The sequence below is a fragment of the Streptomyces sp. NPDC048643 genome, from assembly GCF_040650615.1.
Taxonomy (GTDB): domain Bacteria; phylum Actinomycetota; class Actinomycetes; order Streptomycetales; family Streptomycetaceae; genus Streptomyces.
In genome coordinates, this window is the sequence record NZ_JBEZHO010000001.1 from 183,341 (window position 1) to 198,721 (window position 15,381).

A 15,381-nucleotide genomic window follows, 5' to 3' on the forward strand; every position below is an offset into this window, starting at 1 on the left:
TACGTCTTTTCCTTGTGCGTACGGTAGTTGGCCGCCGCCGGTCTTAGAAAGGCAGACCGGGAATGCCGCTGCCGCCGCCGAGCCCCTGGGTGAGCGGGCCGAGCTTCTGCTGCTGGAGCGCCTGAGCGTTCTCGTTGGCCGCCTGGACGGCCGCGACGACGAGGTCGGCGAGCGTCTCGGTGTCCTCGGGGTCGACCGCCTTCGGGTCGATCACCAGGCCGCGGAGCTCTCCGGAACCCGTCACGGTCGCCCGGACCAGACCGCCTCCGGCCTGGCCTTCGACCTCCGTCCGCGCCAGTTCCTCCTGGGCGTTCGCCAGGTCCTGCTGCATCTTCTGGGCCTGCTGCAGCAACTGCTGCATATTGGGCTGGCCACCACCGGGAATCACGATCAGCTCCTGGTTTCGAGTACGGCTGTACGGACCGTTTTTCCTGTCCAGCACGAGCCTACGTGGTCGACCGGCCCGTCGCCCAAGCACTCTTTCGAGTGAGACCGTCTTGACGCCTATACCTGATCAAGGCCCTCTTCCGGGCGGAAAAGCGGTGAAACCCGGTCCATCGCCACCCATTGGGCGGTAGGAAGGGGGCGGCGCATTCGTACCACGCGTCACATGGCGTCACGCACGGTCAGCGTCTTCGGCCGCGCCTGCGCGCTCCGCCGGTGCCGTCGTGCGCCGGCGTCCGCCGTCTTCGGGTGCCGGCGCCGTCGTCGTCAGGCGTCGTCACCGCCGTCAGTGAGGGAGTGCCGGGTGAGTCAGCCGGAGATGCAGCCCGAGGGTCCGCCCCAGGAGGGGCGGAGCGAGGGGGCGGGGCTGCGGCCGGGCGATCTGACGGGCCGGCCGTTTCCGCTCGGCGACTGGGGGGAGCCCGCCGACCGGCTCCACGAGCTGTATCGCTGGGTGGAACAGGGCGCCCTGGACACGGCGTCCTGGTACCTCGGCGACCGGATGTGGAAGCGGTGGGGCGCGCGGCTGCTGCGGTGCGGGGCCGCGGTCGGGGCCGTCTCCGGGGCCGCGCTGCCGCTGCTCGATCTGACCGGGTCGGTGGGCGGGGTGGCGCCCTGGGGGTATCTGGCGCTGCTGCTCGCCGTCGCCTGTGTCGCCGTCGACCGGTTCTTCGGGGTGACCTCCGGGTGGATAAGGGACGTGGCCACCGCGCAGGCCGTGCAGCGCCGCCTTCAGGTGCTCCAGTTCGACTGGGCGTCGGAGAGCGTGCGGGAGGTGCTCGGCCCCACCGACGGGACCGCGGGCGAGGCGGCCGAGCGGTGTCTCGGGGTGCTGCGGAGGTTCTCGGAGGACGTCACGGAGCTGGTGCGCACCGAGACGGCGGACTGGATGGTGGAGTTCCGTACGGGTCCGGCGCCACTCGGCATCCAGTCGTCGACGGTCGGCGCGCCCCGGGTCGACGGGGCCCACCTGAACGGGCGCGTCCCGCTGCCGCCGGGCACCCGCCCGAACATGCCCCGCCAGCGCCCGCCGGAGCCCCGCTGAGGAGGGCCCGCCGGGCTCGGTGAGGTTCGGGGGCGGCGCGAGCGGGTCAGCCCGCGCCGCAGATCCTCAGCCCGACCGGCGTCCCGCACGGCAGGTGGCCGTGGGTGCGGACGACGTCCTGGCCGCTGCCCCGGCCGACGTAGGACAGGAAGCTGGAGGCGAGCGAGTCGGCGGGCGGCTGCCCGTAGGTGTAGGCGTACTCGATCTCGCGGTACGGGTAGTCCGAGGTGCCGCGTTCCAGGTCCTCCACGGAGGCGGTGTGGCCGTCGAGACCCAGCCGGTGCAGGCCCTGGTGCCCGGTGGCGTTGTTGAGTTCGCTGTAGCCGATCGCGCCGGGCAGTCCGGCGACGGTGTTCAGCACCTGGTCGGTGGAGTCGAGTTCGCAGCGCACCAGCGGCGCCGTCGCGTCGTCCTTGTGGACGCAGTCCAGTGAGGAGTTGGCGATCTCGCCGCGTCCGAGCACTCGCCGCTGGAACACCTGCCGGGTACCGGAGTTGGCGTCCCGGCTGACGAGCAGGACGGGCCGGTCGGGTCCGCCGAGCTGCTTCCAGTTCCTGATCTCGCCCCGGTACAGCCGCCGTACGTCCGTCAGCGCCAGGTTCCCGAGCGGGATGTCGTCGTTGACGACCAGCGCGAAGACCGAGACCGCGACCCGGTTCTCCCGCAGCCGGGGGAAGTCTCCCGGCTTGGGGCCGTCGGAGAGGGCGACGACGGCCGGTGATCCGTTCTTCGACTCCTGCCCCGCCGCGTCGAGTTCGCGCACCCCGGCGGTGCTGCCATGGGCGTCGACGGTGATCGTCGCGCCCGCGCAGTCCTCCTCGTACTTCTCGGCGAGTTCGCGCATCACGGGCTCGAAGGCGGTGGACCCGGTGACCGTCAGGGTGCCCTGCGCGCAGCCGATCGGGGGCGGCGAGTCGTCGCGCAGCACGACGATCAGCGCGAGGGTGACGACGCACACCGTGAGCAGCACGGTGATGAGCCGGGCGGCGCGGCTGAACAACGGCGGCTGGTCGTCCGGTGTCGTACTGCGGTTGGGCCGGACCTCGCCGTCGCGGATGCCGCCGATGATCCGGATCGGGCATCCCACGTCGCCGCCGGACAGCAGGACGAGCAGTTTGACGTGCTCGCCCCGGTTGAGCGGGACCCGCGGGATGAGCAGGGTGCCGTCCGCGTAGCCGAGGCCGGCCGCCGCGGTGAAGTGGTCCATCAGGTGGTCGGTGCCGGGCGGCTGGGTCACGGACACACCGCGGATGGTCCGGTCGGTGAACACCGCGGTCAGGCCGTGCCGTTCGCGGCTCGTGTAGTCGTCCCCGGCGATGCTCTGCGCGCCGTCGTTCTCGATCCTCAGCAGGACGAGGGTGGCGTCGGACATGCCGGGGGTCTCGTCGAACAGGCCGAGTCGTACGTTCGCGCGCCCCGAGCGGGCGTCGTCGCCGATGGGGTTGTCCATCTGCACGCGGTAGCCCAGCCGTTTACGGCGGGGCACCCTGCGTTCGTACCAGACCATCACGGCGGAGGCGACGACACCGATGACGGCGGTTGCGACGGCCACGACGTTCTCTGCGCTCAGCCACTCCACTGCGCGTCACTCCCCCGGGCACTGCGGTGCGGTCACCGTACGGCGTCGGCCGGAAACAGCCGACATACGAGGGGTGAACTTCAACGCCCTTGTGAGAAAGGGGCGTTGGCGTGGGCCGCCGGGGGTTCGCGGGATGCCGTCCGCGGGTGTGCTCAGCCGCTCTTCTCGTAGGTCAGCGCCTCGCCCGAGGTCGTGTTCACCCGGCGCAGGCCGCCGTCGGACAGGAGGGTGATCTCGGACGCGGCACCCGGGGAGCAGGAGGACAGCGGTTCGCCGGAGGTGACCTGGGAGGGGCCGATCTCCAGTGTTCCGCCGGCCGGCGCGTTCGTGAGGGTGGCCTGGAAGACGCAGTGGTAGGTGCCGCTGCCGGCCGGGCCGTCGGCGGTGAGGGTGAGCACGGGGTCCCCGACCTCGCCCTGCCGGATGGTCAGCCGGCGGGTGTTGTGGCCGGTGGCGTTGTCGATGCTGGTGTCCCAGGTGCCGAGGAAGGCCTCAGGGACGGTGCCCGCGGCCGAGTCCTCGGCGCTCGGGGAGGCGGACGCGGCGGACGGCGCCTGCGAGGCGCTCCCGTCCGGTGACGCGGGCCCGGCGGAGGCCGCGGGGGACGCCTTGGAGTCGTCGTCTCCGCCGCTGCTGCCGCCCTTCATCAGCGCGTACACGCTGCCGCCCGCGCCGAGCGCGACGACCAGGGCCACCACGACGAGGAAGGCGGTGGACCGGCCGCTGCGGCGCGCGGGTTCGGGTCCGGCCGGGACGGCCGCGGGACCGTACGGCGGGGTCGGGCCGTAGGGCGGGGTGGAGCCGCCGGGACCGTACGGGGTGGCGGCGCCCGGGCCGTACGGGGGCGTCGAGCCGTACGGCGTCTGCGGGCCGCCCCAGCCGGCCTGCGGATAGCCGTACGCGGGATGGGCCGGGCCCTGGCCGGTGGGCTGCGGGTGCTGTTGCGGATAGCCGTACGCGGGGTGCGGCCCCGCGGGCGCCGGCGGCGGCGTGGTTCCCGCGCCCGCGACGACGGTGGGGAGGTGGTTCACCGGTCCGGGACCGGTCGGCGCGGGCGGGGCCGTCCCGTCCTCGGGCGGGGCGGGCGCATGCTCCGGGGACGCTTCGGCGGACGCGCCGGGCGTCGCGGAGGAGGAGGAGGGGGACGCGGGCGAAGAGGAGGAAGGCGGGCCCGCGGGGGCCGGCGGGGCGGCCGGCGGCTTGCTCATGTCCGGTGCGGGGAGCGGCCGTTCGGACGCGGGCGGCAGGGCCGGGCGGACCGGGGCGGCCGCGACGGCGGGCACCTGCCGCTCGTCGGGGTCCTCGGTGTCCAGCAACTGCACTGCGTGCCGCCCGAGTTGGGCGACCAGCGCGCTGGGCAGCCAGGGGTCGCGGGTCCGGCCGTCGGCGACGGTGTCCTCCGCGCCGGTGCGGGCCAGGATCTCGTCGAGGCCGGGCCGGGCCGCGGGGTCCTTGCGCAGGCAGGCGCGCACGAGGTCGGCCAGGCTCTCGGGGACACCCGACAGATCCGGTTCCTCCTGCGCGATGCGGAACATCATCGCGTGCACACCGCTGTTGGACGCGCCGAACGGCAGGGCGCCGGTGGCGGCGTACGACAGGACCGAGCCGAGGCAGAAGATGTCGCAGGCGGGGGTGACGCGGTCGCCGCGCACCTGCTCGGGGGCCATGAAGCCGGGCGAACCGACGAGCGCGCCGGTGCGGGTGAGGCCGCCGTCGGTCACCGTCTCCAGGGCGCGGGCGATACCGAAGTCGATGACGCGCGGGCCGTCGATGGTGACCAGGACGTTCGAGGGCTTGAGGTCGCGGTGGATGAGGCCCGCGGCGTGGATGTCCTGGAGCGCGTGCGCGAGTCCGGCGGCGAGGATGCGCACGGACCGCTCGGGCAGCGCGCCGTGGTCGTGCCCGACGACGGTCTGCAGCGACGGCCCGGCGACGTAACCGGTCGCCACCCACGGGATCACGGCCTCGGTGTCGGCGTCCAGGACGGGCGCGGTCCAGTACCCGCCGACGCGCCGCGCGGCCTGCACCTCCTGGCGGAACCGGGCCCGGAACTCCTCCTGTTCGGCGAGCTCCTCACGGACGAGCTTGACGGCGACGGTACGTCCCCGGTCGGACCGGGCGAGATAGACGTGCCCCATGCCGCCGGCGCCGAGCCGTGCCAGCAGCCGGTACGCCCCGATCTGCCGCGGATCCCCCGCCCCCAGTTTCTCCATGGCAGCGCCCACCCTCCCCCGTGTGTGTGCAACAGCCCGAGGATAGTGCGGCCCCGCGGGCCCGCGGGCGGGCACCCGTCTACGGTTCCGTCACGGATCGTGCCGGTTCGGTAACAGGAAGCGCGGGTTCCGCGAGGTCCTCCGCGGCGAGGGTGTCGAGGACGACGGAGAGGCGCTCCAGGACCCGGACGGTCTCGGCGAGCGCTTCGGGGCCGAGTGCCTCGGCGATGCGGTCGGCGTAGGCGGCGTGACCGGGGCCGATCCCGGCGATGGCCGCGCGGCCCTGTTCGGTCGGGGCGAGCAACTTGGCGCGCCGGTGGGCGGGGTTGGGCCGGTACGCCGCGAGGCCCTTGTCGACGAGCAGGTCCGCGACGCGCTGCACGCTCTGCCGGGTGATGCCCATGACGCGGGCGATTCCGGAGACCGGCAGGGGTTCGCCGAGGACGGCGCCGAGGACCTGCCACCAGGCGGCGGTGATGCCGGCGGGCCGGGCCAGGTCCTCGGCCACGGAGAGGTACTGCCCGTTGAGGCGGAACACCGCGAGGGCGCTGCGGCTGAACAGGTCCTGGCGCCGCCCGCTCACCGGCCCGCCTTCTCCAGCACGGCGTAGGCGGCGGCGTCGGAGTCGTGGAACAGCCGGTACCAGGCGTCCAGTACCTCTCCCTCGTAGACCCCGAGGAGGCCGAAGACCTCGCGGGCGAGGGCGACGGGTTCGGTGGGTCCCGCGGTGATCAGGAGCCCGTCGGTGACGGCGTCCGCGTCGACGTACCGCTCGCCGCCCGCGTATCCGGTGGCGGCCAGGTAGAAGGAGACCGCGCTGGTGTGGGCCCGGTCGTCGAGCAGGCCCTCGCGGGCGAGGCCCGCGGTCGCCCCGCAGATCGCGGCGACGGGCACCCCGGCGTCGAGGAACGCGCGGGCGGTGCGGGCGAAGGGGGCCAGGTCCCCGGAGGTGTCCCAGAGGGAGGCGCCGGTGAGGACGAGGAGCGAGCTGTCCTCGGGGCGCAGCTCGTCGAGCGCGAGGTCGGGCAGCACGCGCAGGCCGCCCATGGTGGTGACGGGCTCGCGGCCGGGACCGACGGTGCGGACCGCGTACCCGGCGCGGGCGAGGTGGGCCGTCGTGTGGCCCGTCTCCCAGTCGGCGAAGGTGTCGTAGACGGCGAGGTGGACGGGCTTGCGTGCTGTGCTGCCTGCGTCGGTGTCCGTGGTGGCGTTCATACCGGTCACTCCTCCTCGGCGGACGGAAGTCCATGTGAGCATGCTGTCAATTAGACAGGATGCTGTCAACAGGAGGAAGGTGTCGGCCGGACACGACCCACGGATGTCCGTGAAGCCCGACAGACTGTCGCGGAAAGCCCCCGTCCACAGACAGGACGCCGATATCGCGTCCGGTCCGTGGACATTTACGCTGCGCGCATGACCCCTCAGCCCAACCCCCAGGCCGGCGCCGCAGTGAAGGCCGCGGACCGCGCGCACGTGTTCCACTCCTGGTCAGCGCAGGAGCTCATCGACCCGCTCGCCGTCGCAGGCGCCGAGGGGTCGTACTTCTGGGACTACGAAGGCAAGCGGTATCTGGACTTCACCAGCGGGCTCGTCTTCACCAACATCGGCTACCAGCACCCGAAGGTCGTCGCCGCGATCCAGGAACAGGCCGCGACCCTGTCCACGTTCGCGCCCGCCTTCGCCGTCGAGTCCCGCTCGGAGGCCGCCCGGCTGATCGCCGAGCGGACCCCCGGCGACCTGGACAAGATCTTCTTCACCAACGGCGGCGCGGAGGCCGTCGAGAACGCCACCCGGATGGCCCGGCTGCACACCGGCCGCCCGAAGGTGCTCTCCGCCTACCGCTCGTACCACGGCGCCACCTCCACCGCGATCAACCTCACCGGCGACCCCCGGCGCTGGCCGAACGACAGCGGCGCGGCCGGTGTCGTCCGCTTCTGGGCGCCGTTCCTGTACCGCAGCCCCTTCCACTCGGACAGCGAGCGGCAGGAGTGCGAGCGTGCCCTCACACACCTGGAGGACACGATCGCCTTCGAGGGGCCGGGGACGATAGCGGCCCTCATCCTGGAGACGATCCCGGGCACGGCGGGCATCATGACGCCGCCGCCCGGCTACCTCGCCGGGGTGCGGGAGATCTGCGACCGCTACGGGATCGTCTTCATCCTGGACGAGGTCATGGCCGGCTTCGGGCGCACCGGCAAGTGGTTCGCCGCCGACCACTTCGACGTGACGCCGGACCTGATGACCTTCGCCAAGGGTGTGAACTCCGGCTACGTCCCGCTGGGCGGCGTGGCGATCTCCGCCGAGATCGCCGAGACCTTCGCCAAGCGGCCCTACCCCGGCGGGCTCACCTACTCCGGGCACCCGCTGGCCTGCGCCGCCGCCGTCGCGACGATCAACGTCATGGAGGAGGAGGGGATCGTCGACCAGGCCGCCACCATCGGCGAGACCGTCATCGGACCGGGCCTGCGCGAGCTGGCGCAACGGCACCCGAGCATCGGCGAGGTGCGCGGCACGGGCGTCTTCTGGGCGCTGGAGCTGGTGAAGGACCGGGAGACCCGGGAGCCGCTGGTCCCGTACAACGCGGCCGGCGAGGCGAACGCGCCGATGGCCGCGTTCGGGGCGGCGGCCAAGGCCCGCGGTCTGTGGCCCTTCATCAACATGAACCGCACGCACGTCGTGCCGCCGTGCAACGTCACCGAGGCCGAGGCCAAGGAAGGGCTCGCGGTGCTGGACGAGGCACTGTCGGTCGCGGACGAGCACACGGTCTGAGGCCGGAGCGGCTCCCACCCCCCACCGCCCCTGCCCCTGCCCCTGCCCTCCCCAGGGACGCCCCAGGTGACGCGGGCGCGGGCGGGTGGGGGCCGGGCGCGCGGCTCCCCGCGCCGCTACGGCGGCGGGGGAACCGCCCGCCGAATCCCACCGCGTATGGTGTCCTGCTCGGGGAGACACGCGACGGGGAGTGAGACCACCACCATGGCCGGCACCGGCCGCGCGGGCGGCGTAACCCGCAGCACCCTGCGCCAGCAGATCGCGGACGCGCTCCGCGACGAGGTGCTCGGGGGCCGGCTCCAGCCGGGCCAGGAGTTCACGGTCAAGGAGATCGCCGAGCAGTACGGCGTCTCCGCCACCCCCGTCCGCGAGGCCCTGGTCGACCTGTCGGCCCAGGGTCTGCTGGACGCGGACCAGCACCGCGGCTTCCGGGTGCACGAGTACTCCGCCGCCGACTACCGCGGCATGATCGAGGCACGTGGCCTGGTCACGGAGGGCATGTTCCAGGCCCTCGTGGCCGGCGGCATGCGGCAGTTCGACGATCCGCGCGCGGTCGCCCTGCTCGCCGGTGTCCGTCGCCGCGGCGAGGAGGCCCAGCGCGCGGCCTCGGCCGGCGACCTGAACATCCTCATCGGGTACGACCTGCGGTTCTGGCGCGAGCTCAGCAGCCTCTACGGCAACCCCTACCTCGGTGACTTCCTGCACCGGCTGCGCGTCCAGTCCTGGGTCTGCACGGTCCAGCACCTGCGCCACGTCGCGGACCTCAAGGGCCACCTGTGGTCGGCCCACACGGAACTGGTGGACGCCCTCGCCCGCCGCGACCCCGGGACGGCGCGGGCGATCGTGACGGCGTACAACGAGCACGCGCTCGGCCTCATCGAACGCCTCGACGCGGAATGAACCCACCGGTCCGCCGGGTACGGACTTGCGTACGGCCCCCTTCACAGGACCGCCACGCGCACTACGCTGCCCTGACCACCGTGCACCCCAAGGAGCAAGAGGAGCCGTCTGTTGGCCTGTGACCTGTGGTTGGTCCCGCTCGTCGACGTGCTGTGCCACACCCCCGACAACCCCTTCGCCGAGGAACTCGCGCTCTACGACAAGGTGCTCGCCGAGGCCGGACTCCCACCCGTCCCGGTGTACGCGTACATGCCCGGCCTCTCCGGTGACGTCGCCCCGGTCGCCGGATTCGACTACGACGCGCTGCACTTCCTGCGCCGCGCCTACCTCCTCCAGATGTGCGGCCTCGCCGTCACCCCGGTCGACGAACTGGGCGGCGACTACGAGCAGTTGCTGGAGATGTTCGAGACGAACGCCCAGCAGTCCCATCTGGTCTGGCACTACGACCACGCGGGCGCCTACGTCCCGGTCGACTTCCCGCACCCGCTGGCCAACGACGAACTCCTCGCGGGCGGCGGTCCCCTGGGCTCCTCCCACGCCCTGCTGCGCGAGCTGGAGTTCGTGGCCCCCGCCATCGGCATCGACCCGGCGAACCCGCCGGCCCCGCCGCAGCCCCCCAGCGCTCCCACCGAGCTGGAGGAGCCGGCCGCCCCCGCCCCCTACGACGCCAGCCCCTTCGCCCGCGAACGCCACGTCTGGCTGGGGCTCCACGCGGCGGCGACCCGCAGCCTCGCCCAGGGCTCGATGATCATCTTCAGCTGACCGGGGTCTCCGGCGCCGAGGAACGCGGCGGCCCGGCCCTCGCCCCGTCGGGCGAGGCCCGGGCCGCCTTTCTCGTGGGTTCAGGCGCGCTGGAGCGCGGCGAGCTTCTTGGCGGACGCACGACGGCCGGGCCGGAGCGGATCGACCAGGACGCCGGACCCGAGGCCGGGCGTCTGCGTCCAGTGCCGGATCTTGTCGGCCACCTCGGTGAGACGCGGGTCGGACGGTGCCACGTCGATGGAGAAGAGGGACTCGTCGGGCGTGCGCCGGTCGTCGCCGCCCCAGCGGACCACGCCCTCGCAGTCGGCGAGGATGTCCCGGATCACCAGCTCCTCCAGGGGGTAGAAACCGCCGCGCACCCCGGAGGGGTAGGAACCGGGGCGGATCTGGAGGGCGGTGCCGGACGCCTGGTTGGACTCGGACAGACCGCGGCGCACCGCGTTCGGGGTGCGCCAGCCGACGACCTCGCCCTTGCGCAGCGCACCGATCTCGTAGTGGAACCGGTGGACGACGTGGACGAGCACGGTCTCGACGTCGCCCATGCGGACCTGGACGTCGACGGGCGTGCCGGGCACGGGTCTCGTGTAGACGTTGCCGCGGTCGTCGACGACCTTCTCCATCGTCCAGCCGTTCGTGGACTTGATACCGCTCTCCACGCGGGCCTTGCGTGCCGCGGCCCGTGCCTGGGCCTTCTTGAGGGAGGCACGGAGCGCGGCCGGGTCCGGGCGGGTGTCCGCCGCGTAGCTGGTTGTCGTGAGCAGTGGGGAGGCGAGAGTGGCGCCTGCGGCCAGGAAAGCGGCACGGCGCAGCACGGTGCGGCGCGGGATGTTCGCCGTCATGAGACTTCCTCCTTGCGTCGGGCGAAGGCGATTCCGGCGAGGGTGAGCGCCAGGGCGCCCACCCCCAGCACGGCCACCGCCGGGTTGATGTACGACGGCACGACCGCTTCGAAGGTGTGCCCGTCGCTGGTTCGACAGCCGAAGTGCAGTGGGACGAACGACGGTTCGTAGCCGGTGAGCCGGTGGGTGCCGACCGCCGTGGCGCACGCCTGGGACCGGTCCGCGTCGTCGAAGAAGAAGAGGTGCAGCAGGCCCCAGGTGTACGTGCCGACTGCGGCGGCCCAGACCAGGGACCTCGTGGCCTTGAGGGGCGCCGCGAACGTCCGGGCCCTCCTGGCGGGGAGGAGCAACCGGAGTCCGTGGACGAGGAGCCACGGGGTGGCGACCAGTCCGGCCAGGCTCAGCAGGAGGACGGCCACGGAGTTGTGGCCGGCGTACGGCTGGTCTCCAGACATCACGGGCTTTCGCTTCCTGTCACAGGTTCCGGGAGATCGAGTTGTACTTCTCCATCACGTAGTACAGCCCCAGCCGCTTCTTGGCCTCGGTGAACGCCGGCTCGGCCGGACCCTGGTAGCGCCGCAGGACGTCGTAGATCTCGGAGTCGTTGTAGTCCAGGCGCGGTGAACGCATCGCGGGCGAGTCGTCGTCGCCGCCGATCTTCCCGTCGATGTCCCACATGTCGATCACGAAGACGCTGGTCAACGCGAACTCCTCGTCGTCGTGCGCCTTCTTCCAGATCGAGTACTTGTCGTCGTCGCTGGACGCGTCGAGGATCGGGCGGCCGGTCACGTAACCGGCGTTGAGGCAGTAGTTCCAGGCACCGACGAGGGTGAGGGCGCGCTGCTTCGCGATCCCTGTGGACGAGTCCTTGATGAACTGTCCCGTGGTGTTGTAGGCCAGGATCGTGGCTTCCCAGGCCGCCTCGTCGAGCGGCTCGATGTGCCGCATCTCCCAGTACGCCGAGGTCTGGATGAGCGCCTTGCGCAGGTTGTACTTGTTCGACAGGCTCGTGATGAGCTCGTCGTGATCGACGACGGTGGACTGGAAACACTTCCAGTGCTGGTAGCTCCGGGTGCCGCCGTCGAGCGGATAGCCGAGGGACTCCATGTACTTGCCGACGTCCGTCTGCATGGCGGTGAGAACGGAGTCGTCGAGACGGGTGTCGGCCTTGAGCGCCCGCGGGGCGTCGAAGGAGCCCTGTCCGGTGTCGCGCCCCGAGGCGATGTTGTTGTCGATCTCGATCGCGCCGTCGCCGGAGCCGACGGTCCGGGTGACGACCTGGTCGTAGGCCCAGTTCCCGGGCAGCGGATAGCCGAAGTTCCCGGAGAAGCCGGAGGACAGGTCGGAGACGAACGAGGCGCCCGCGTGGCCGGCCTCGGAGACCCGGGTGCACACGTTGCGCGGCCCGTACACGCCGATCGCGAAGCGGTTGCCGTCGTCGGCGATCGCGTCCTCGATGCCCTTGAAGTGCGGCAGGACGCTGTCGGTGACGTCCTGGTCGAGGGCGTCGAAGTCGACGGCGAAGAAGATCCGCGTGCCCGACTTGAAGCCGTGGTCCAGTGCGGCGTTCACCGCGGCCTGTCCGGCGGTGCGGCCCGCGATGTAGTTGAAGTCGGAGGCGTCGCGGCCGTACGTCTGGTAGATCGGGAAACAGCGCAGCCCCGCGGCGGCGATGCTGGCCAACTCACCGTCCTGGATGGCCTTCTCGTAGGGCTTGCCGCCGGTCGGGTTGGTGAGGTACCGCCCGAGGTACTTGATGCCGTCCGCCTTGAGTGCGGCGGCCCGGGCCGGCGTGACGCGGGTGACCCCGTCACAGGCCTCGCCCTTGCGGGCCTGGTCGCCGTAGGAGACGAGCAGCGACGCCCAGGTGGAGAAGTCGCCCTTGCCGGTGACGGGGAGGGCCGCGAACGACTGGAACGAGGAGACCGCCGAGGACAGGGCGCTGGTGAAGCTCGAAGTGAACGTGACCGGACGCTGGTTGAGGATCATCGCGCCGGAGAACAGCTGCACCCAGGGTCCGGAGTCGCCGGTGGCGACGGTGTGGCTCTTCAGGCCGCTCTGGGTGCCGGGGCCGAAGACACCGTTGGCCGTGCCGTCGGCCATCCCTATCTCGTACTGGACGGCGAAGAGCACCGACTTGGCGACATCGCGCGAGTGGTGGCCGTCGGCAGGGATGATGTTGAAGTCGCGGCGGGACACATAGGTGCCGTTGAGCCATCTCTGCACGGCTCTGATGCTCTCCGAGCCGCCGTTGACGGTGGCGTAGGCGTCCATGTTCAGCAGGCCCTTGAACACCTTCGGCACCAGGTCGCCGCCGGGGTAGGTGAAGTCGACGCCCATGTCCTGCTTGAGCTTCGCCATCGACGCCTGGACACGGGAGTTGTAGAGGCCGTCGATGTCACCTCCGTCGTAGCCCTTGCAGTACAGGCCGGACTGGATGATCCGCGCGAAGTTCGCGGAGGGGACGGTGGCGCTGTTGAGGGTCGGGTACTTCGAGGCGAGCGTTGACAGCGTTGTCGGACCGAAGGTGTCCGACAGGCTCGTGATGCCCAGCTCGTACTGGAGGGCACGGGTCAGGGCGAACATCGTCGGCCAACCGGTCACCCCGGTCTCGGGAATGCGGTCGATACCGAGCTTGCCTTCATAGGCGCCGTTGATGAACACCTGTGCTCTGCGCACCATCTCGTCGGCCACGGGGGCTCCTGTTCCGTTGCGGAGGACTCGTACTCGGTCGAGCTGTCGATCGGTCGAGCAGTCGAACAACGTCTGGTGGCCGCCGGGCGTGTGATCACCATAGCCAGAGCGTGATCGGCAACTGCAAGTGAAATCAGGCGAGTTGATGGACATTGGCGTAAAACAGCACCGCCGCCGCCACCCTCCGGGGAGGAGGAGGAGGAGGGTGGCGGCGGCGGAGTGCGGGGCGGGGGTCCGCCGGGTGGTCAGAAGACCGGGGTGTCGTCCTGGGTCAGTCGCCAGTTGGCGGAGGCGAAGTCCGCCGGGTCCAGGGAGCCCTTGGCCGTCACGTAGTCGATCATCAGCTGGCGGATCTCGTTCGTGGAGCTGTAGGCGATGTCGGCGGCCGCGATGTGCGGGTAGCCGCTGCCGCCGTTGGCCCGGTAGTTGTTCACGGCGACGACGAACACCTGGTCGTCGGCGACCGGGGTGCCGGCGTGGGAGAGGTTCTTGATCCTGGACCCCTCGGGCTGCGCGATGTCGATGTCGTACGAGACGCCGGCCGCCGTGTCGTACATGTAGTCCCAGAAGCTGTTGGCGTTGGTGAGGGTCGCGGTGTCGACCTTCGTGCCGGCCGGGACCTGGTGGTAGTACTTCGCCGCGTACTCCAGGTAGTCCTTGAGCTGCGCGCCCGTGAGCTTCTTGCCGTACAGCGTGTTGTCGTAGATGTAGAGCCCGGCCACGTCGCGGATGGTGACGTCGCCCTGGGGGATGTCGGCCGTGCGGCTGAAGGGCGCGGCGACGGAGATGAGCGGCAGCGCCGCGTCGGCCGGGGACAGCCCGGTGGCGACGGCGGCCGTCTGGACCTGGTGGATGAAGTCCATGACGGGGACGTCCTTCCAGCACGCCTCGGCCGCGGAGAGGTCGGCGGTGCACGTGCCGACCGGGGTGTTGACGTACTTGACCACCAGGTCGTGGTCCGCCGTGAGGAGCCCGGTGATCTCGGCGTCCTCCTCGACGGTGTTGCTGTTGAGGGTCTGCGCCTTCGTGCTCGTGACCCTCCACTGCCCGTGGACGAGTTCGAGCTCGAAGTCGAAGACGGTCAGCCGCATGCCGTAGCAGTACGGCTCGGAGAGGACGACGTCCTTGCCGGTCTCGGTGTTCGTCACCGTGTAGGAGGAGACCTCGGTGTGGGTGTGACCGACGAGGATCGCGTCGATGCCGGGGACCTGCTGGGCGACGAGGTTGGAGGCGTTCTCCACGTAGGGCAGTTCGTCGCCGTACGACGAACTGCCGTCCAGGCCCGAGTGGTCGGTGAGGAACACGACGTCGCAGCCGAGCGCCCGCATCCGCGGCACGTACTTCCTCGCCTGCTCGACGAGCCCGGTGAACGCCATCTTCCCGGCGACGTTGTCCTTGTCCCACAGGGCGATCCCGGGGTTGGTCAGGCCGAGGATGCCGACCTTGATGTCCGGGGCGCCCGCGACGCGGATCCGCTTCACCGTGTACGGCTGGAAGGCCGGGCGCAGGGTCTTCGCGTCCAGCGCGTTGGCGCCGAGCAGCGGGAAGTGACACTGCTCCTCGAAGCGGCGCAACGTCTCGATGCCGTAGTTGAACTCGTGGTTGCCGAGCGCGGCGGCGTCGTACCGCATGGCGTTCATCGCGATCGCCATCGGATGCCTGGGTCCCCGCTTGCCGCCGGTGCCGACGATGGGGTCGACGCGCGCGTAGTAGTACGCCAGCGAGGTGCCCTGGATGATGTCGCCGGCGTCGACGAGCAGGACGCGGTCCTCGCCCTTGGCGGCGCGCTGCTGCTTGACGAGGGTCGCGACGCGGGCGACGCCGACCGAGTTGCCCTTGCCGTCCTGGTAGGCCGCGTCCGTGTAGTAGTCCCAGTCGAAGACGTGGCTGTGCAGGTCGGTGGTGCCGAGGATCGAGAACGACCAGGTGCGGGGCGGCTTCGGCGGCTTGCGGTGGGCCGCCTGCGCGGGCGTCGCCGCGACCGTGCCCGCGACGGCCACGGCCGCACCGGTGACGGCCGACTTCCTGACGAACTCCCGGCGGTTCAGGGGAGGGACGGGCATGGAGGACACTCCTGGGACGGGGCGAGGGGCGGACGTACGGACCGTGCGGGGGTCTTCGAGGTCTGCGAGCCGT

Annotated in this window: 13 protein-coding genes; 4 read left to right on the forward strand and 9 right to left on the reverse strand. The window is 71.4% G+C overall.

Annotated elements, in window-relative coordinates; all coding sequences use genetic code 11:
- Positions 1 to 43 precede the first annotated feature (43 nt).
- The gene (locus AB0C62_RS00750) at positions 44 to 388 is read right to left on the reverse strand and encodes a YbaB/EbfC family nucleoid-associated protein (protein ID WP_081218502.1); all 345 of its coding nucleotides are present in this window, start codon (positions 386 to 388) and stop codon (positions 44 to 46) included.
- 360 nt (positions 389 to 748) lie between these two features.
- On the opposite strand from AB0C62_RS00750, the gene AB0C62_RS00755 reads away from it, so the two are divergent.
- Positions 749 to 1,489, forward strand: coding sequence for an SLATT domain-containing protein (locus tag AB0C62_RS00755; protein ID WP_362968929.1), 741 nt, complete (start codon positions 749 to 751; stop codon positions 1,487 to 1,489).
- 46 nt (positions 1,490 to 1,535) lie between these two features.
- Here AB0C62_RS00755 and AB0C62_RS00760 read toward each other — a convergent pair whose 3' ends face one another.
- The 4 genes from AB0C62_RS00760 to AB0C62_RS00775 all read right to left on the reverse strand — a co-directional run bounded on the left by AB0C62_RS00760 (position 1,536) and on the right by AB0C62_RS00775 (position 6,496).
- The gene (locus AB0C62_RS00760) at positions 1,536 to 3,068 is read right to left on the reverse strand and encodes a substrate-binding domain-containing protein (RefSeq protein WP_362968931.1); all 1,533 of its coding nucleotides are present in this window, start codon (positions 3,066 to 3,068) and stop codon (positions 1,536 to 1,538) included.
- A 152-nt stretch (positions 3,069 to 3,220) separates the two neighbouring features.
- Entirely contained in the window at positions 3,221 to 5,281 is a 2,061-nt protein-coding gene (locus AB0C62_RS00765; RefSeq protein ID WP_362968933.1) for a serine/threonine-protein kinase, read from the reverse strand.
- Positions 5,282 to 5,360: 79 nt separating this feature from the next.
- Complete coding sequence (locus AB0C62_RS00770; RefSeq protein WP_362968935.1) at positions 5,361 to 5,864, reverse strand: MarR family transcriptional regulator; 504 nt, start codon at positions 5,862 to 5,864, stop codon at positions 5,361 to 5,363.
- Positions 5,861 to 6,496 (reverse strand): DJ-1/PfpI family protein, encoded by a 636-nt coding sequence (locus AB0C62_RS00775; protein WP_362968936.1) that lies wholly within the window; start codon positions 6,494 to 6,496, stop codon positions 5,861 to 5,863. The genes AB0C62_RS00770 and AB0C62_RS00775 overlap by 4 nt, the downstream gene beginning before the upstream one ends.
- Before the next feature lie 198 nt (positions 6,497 to 6,694).
- Here AB0C62_RS00775 and AB0C62_RS00780 point away from each other — a divergent pair, with 198 nt between their 5' ends.
- From AB0C62_RS00780 to AB0C62_RS00790, 3 genes are all read left to right on the forward strand, one after another.
- Entirely contained in the window at positions 6,695 to 8,050 is a 1,356-nt protein-coding gene (locus AB0C62_RS00780) for an aspartate aminotransferase family protein (protein ID WP_362968938.1), read from the forward strand.
- A 204-nt stretch (positions 8,051 to 8,254) separates the two neighbouring features.
- Positions 8,255 to 8,950 carry a GntR family transcriptional regulator gene (locus AB0C62_RS00785; RefSeq protein WP_362968940.1) on the forward strand — a complete coding sequence of 232 codons (696 nt, stop codon included), beginning with the start codon at positions 8,255 to 8,257 and terminating at the stop codon, positions 8,948 to 8,950.
- Positions 8,951 to 9,061: 111 nt separating this feature from the next.
- The gene (locus AB0C62_RS00790) at positions 9,062 to 9,712 is read left to right on the forward strand and encodes a hypothetical protein (RefSeq protein WP_355880277.1); all 651 of its coding nucleotides are present in this window, start codon (positions 9,062 to 9,064) and stop codon (positions 9,710 to 9,712) included.
- Positions 9,713 to 9,792: 80 nt separating this feature from the next.
- Here the strand turns inward: AB0C62_RS00790 and AB0C62_RS00795 are convergent, their stop codons facing one another.
- From AB0C62_RS00795 to AB0C62_RS00810, 4 genes are all read right to left on the reverse strand, one after another.
- Positions 9,793 to 10,551 (reverse strand): hypothetical protein, encoded by a 759-nt coding sequence (locus AB0C62_RS00795; RefSeq protein WP_362968942.1) that lies wholly within the window; start codon positions 10,549 to 10,551, stop codon positions 9,793 to 9,795.
- Entirely contained in the window at positions 10,548 to 11,006 is a 459-nt protein-coding gene (locus AB0C62_RS00800) for a hypothetical protein (protein WP_362969110.1), read from the reverse strand. Before AB0C62_RS00800 ends, AB0C62_RS00795 begins: the two co-directional genes overlap by 4 nt.
- Before the next feature lie 19 nt (positions 11,007 to 11,025).
- Complete coding sequence (locus tag AB0C62_RS00805; protein ID WP_362968944.1) at positions 11,026 to 13,245, reverse strand: glycoside hydrolase domain-containing protein; 2,220 nt, start codon at positions 13,243 to 13,245, stop codon at positions 11,026 to 11,028.
- A 245-nt stretch (positions 13,246 to 13,490) separates the two neighbouring features.
- Entirely contained in the window at positions 13,491 to 15,308 is a 1,818-nt protein-coding gene (locus AB0C62_RS00810; RefSeq protein ID WP_362968946.1) for a 5'-nucleotidase C-terminal domain-containing protein, read from the reverse strand.
- Between the last annotated feature and the right edge of the window lie 73 nt (positions 15,309 to 15,381).

Excerpts from the sequence above, each read along its gene's own strand:
- AB0C62_RS00765 (WP_362968933.1), bottom strand. The coding sequence starts at position 5,281 with ATGGAGAAACTGGGGGCGGGGGATCCGCGGCAGATCGGGGCGTACCGG.
- AB0C62_RS00775 (WP_362968936.1), bottom strand. The coding sequence starts at position 6,496 with ATGAACGCCACCACGGACACCGACGCAGGCAGCACAGCACGCAAGCCC.
- AB0C62_RS00780 (WP_362968938.1), top strand. The coding sequence starts at position 6,695 with ATGACCCCTCAGCCCAACCCCCAGGCCGGCGCCGCAGTGAAGGCCGCG.
- AB0C62_RS00785 (WP_362968940.1), top strand. The coding sequence starts at position 8,255 with ATGGCCGGCACCGGCCGCGCGGGCGGCGTAACCCGCAGCACCCTGCGC.
- AB0C62_RS00795 (WP_362968942.1), bottom strand. The coding sequence starts at position 10,551 with ATGACGGCGAACATCCCGCGCCGCACCGTGCTGCGCCGTGCCGCTTTC.
- AB0C62_RS00800 (WP_362969110.1), bottom strand. The coding sequence starts at position 11,006 with ATGTCTGGAGACCAGCCGTACGCCGGCCACAACTCCGTGGCCGTCCTC.
- AB0C62_RS00810 (WP_362968946.1), bottom strand. The coding sequence starts at position 15,308 with ATGCCCGTCCCTCCCCTGAACCGCCGGGAGTTCGTCAGGAAGTCGGCC.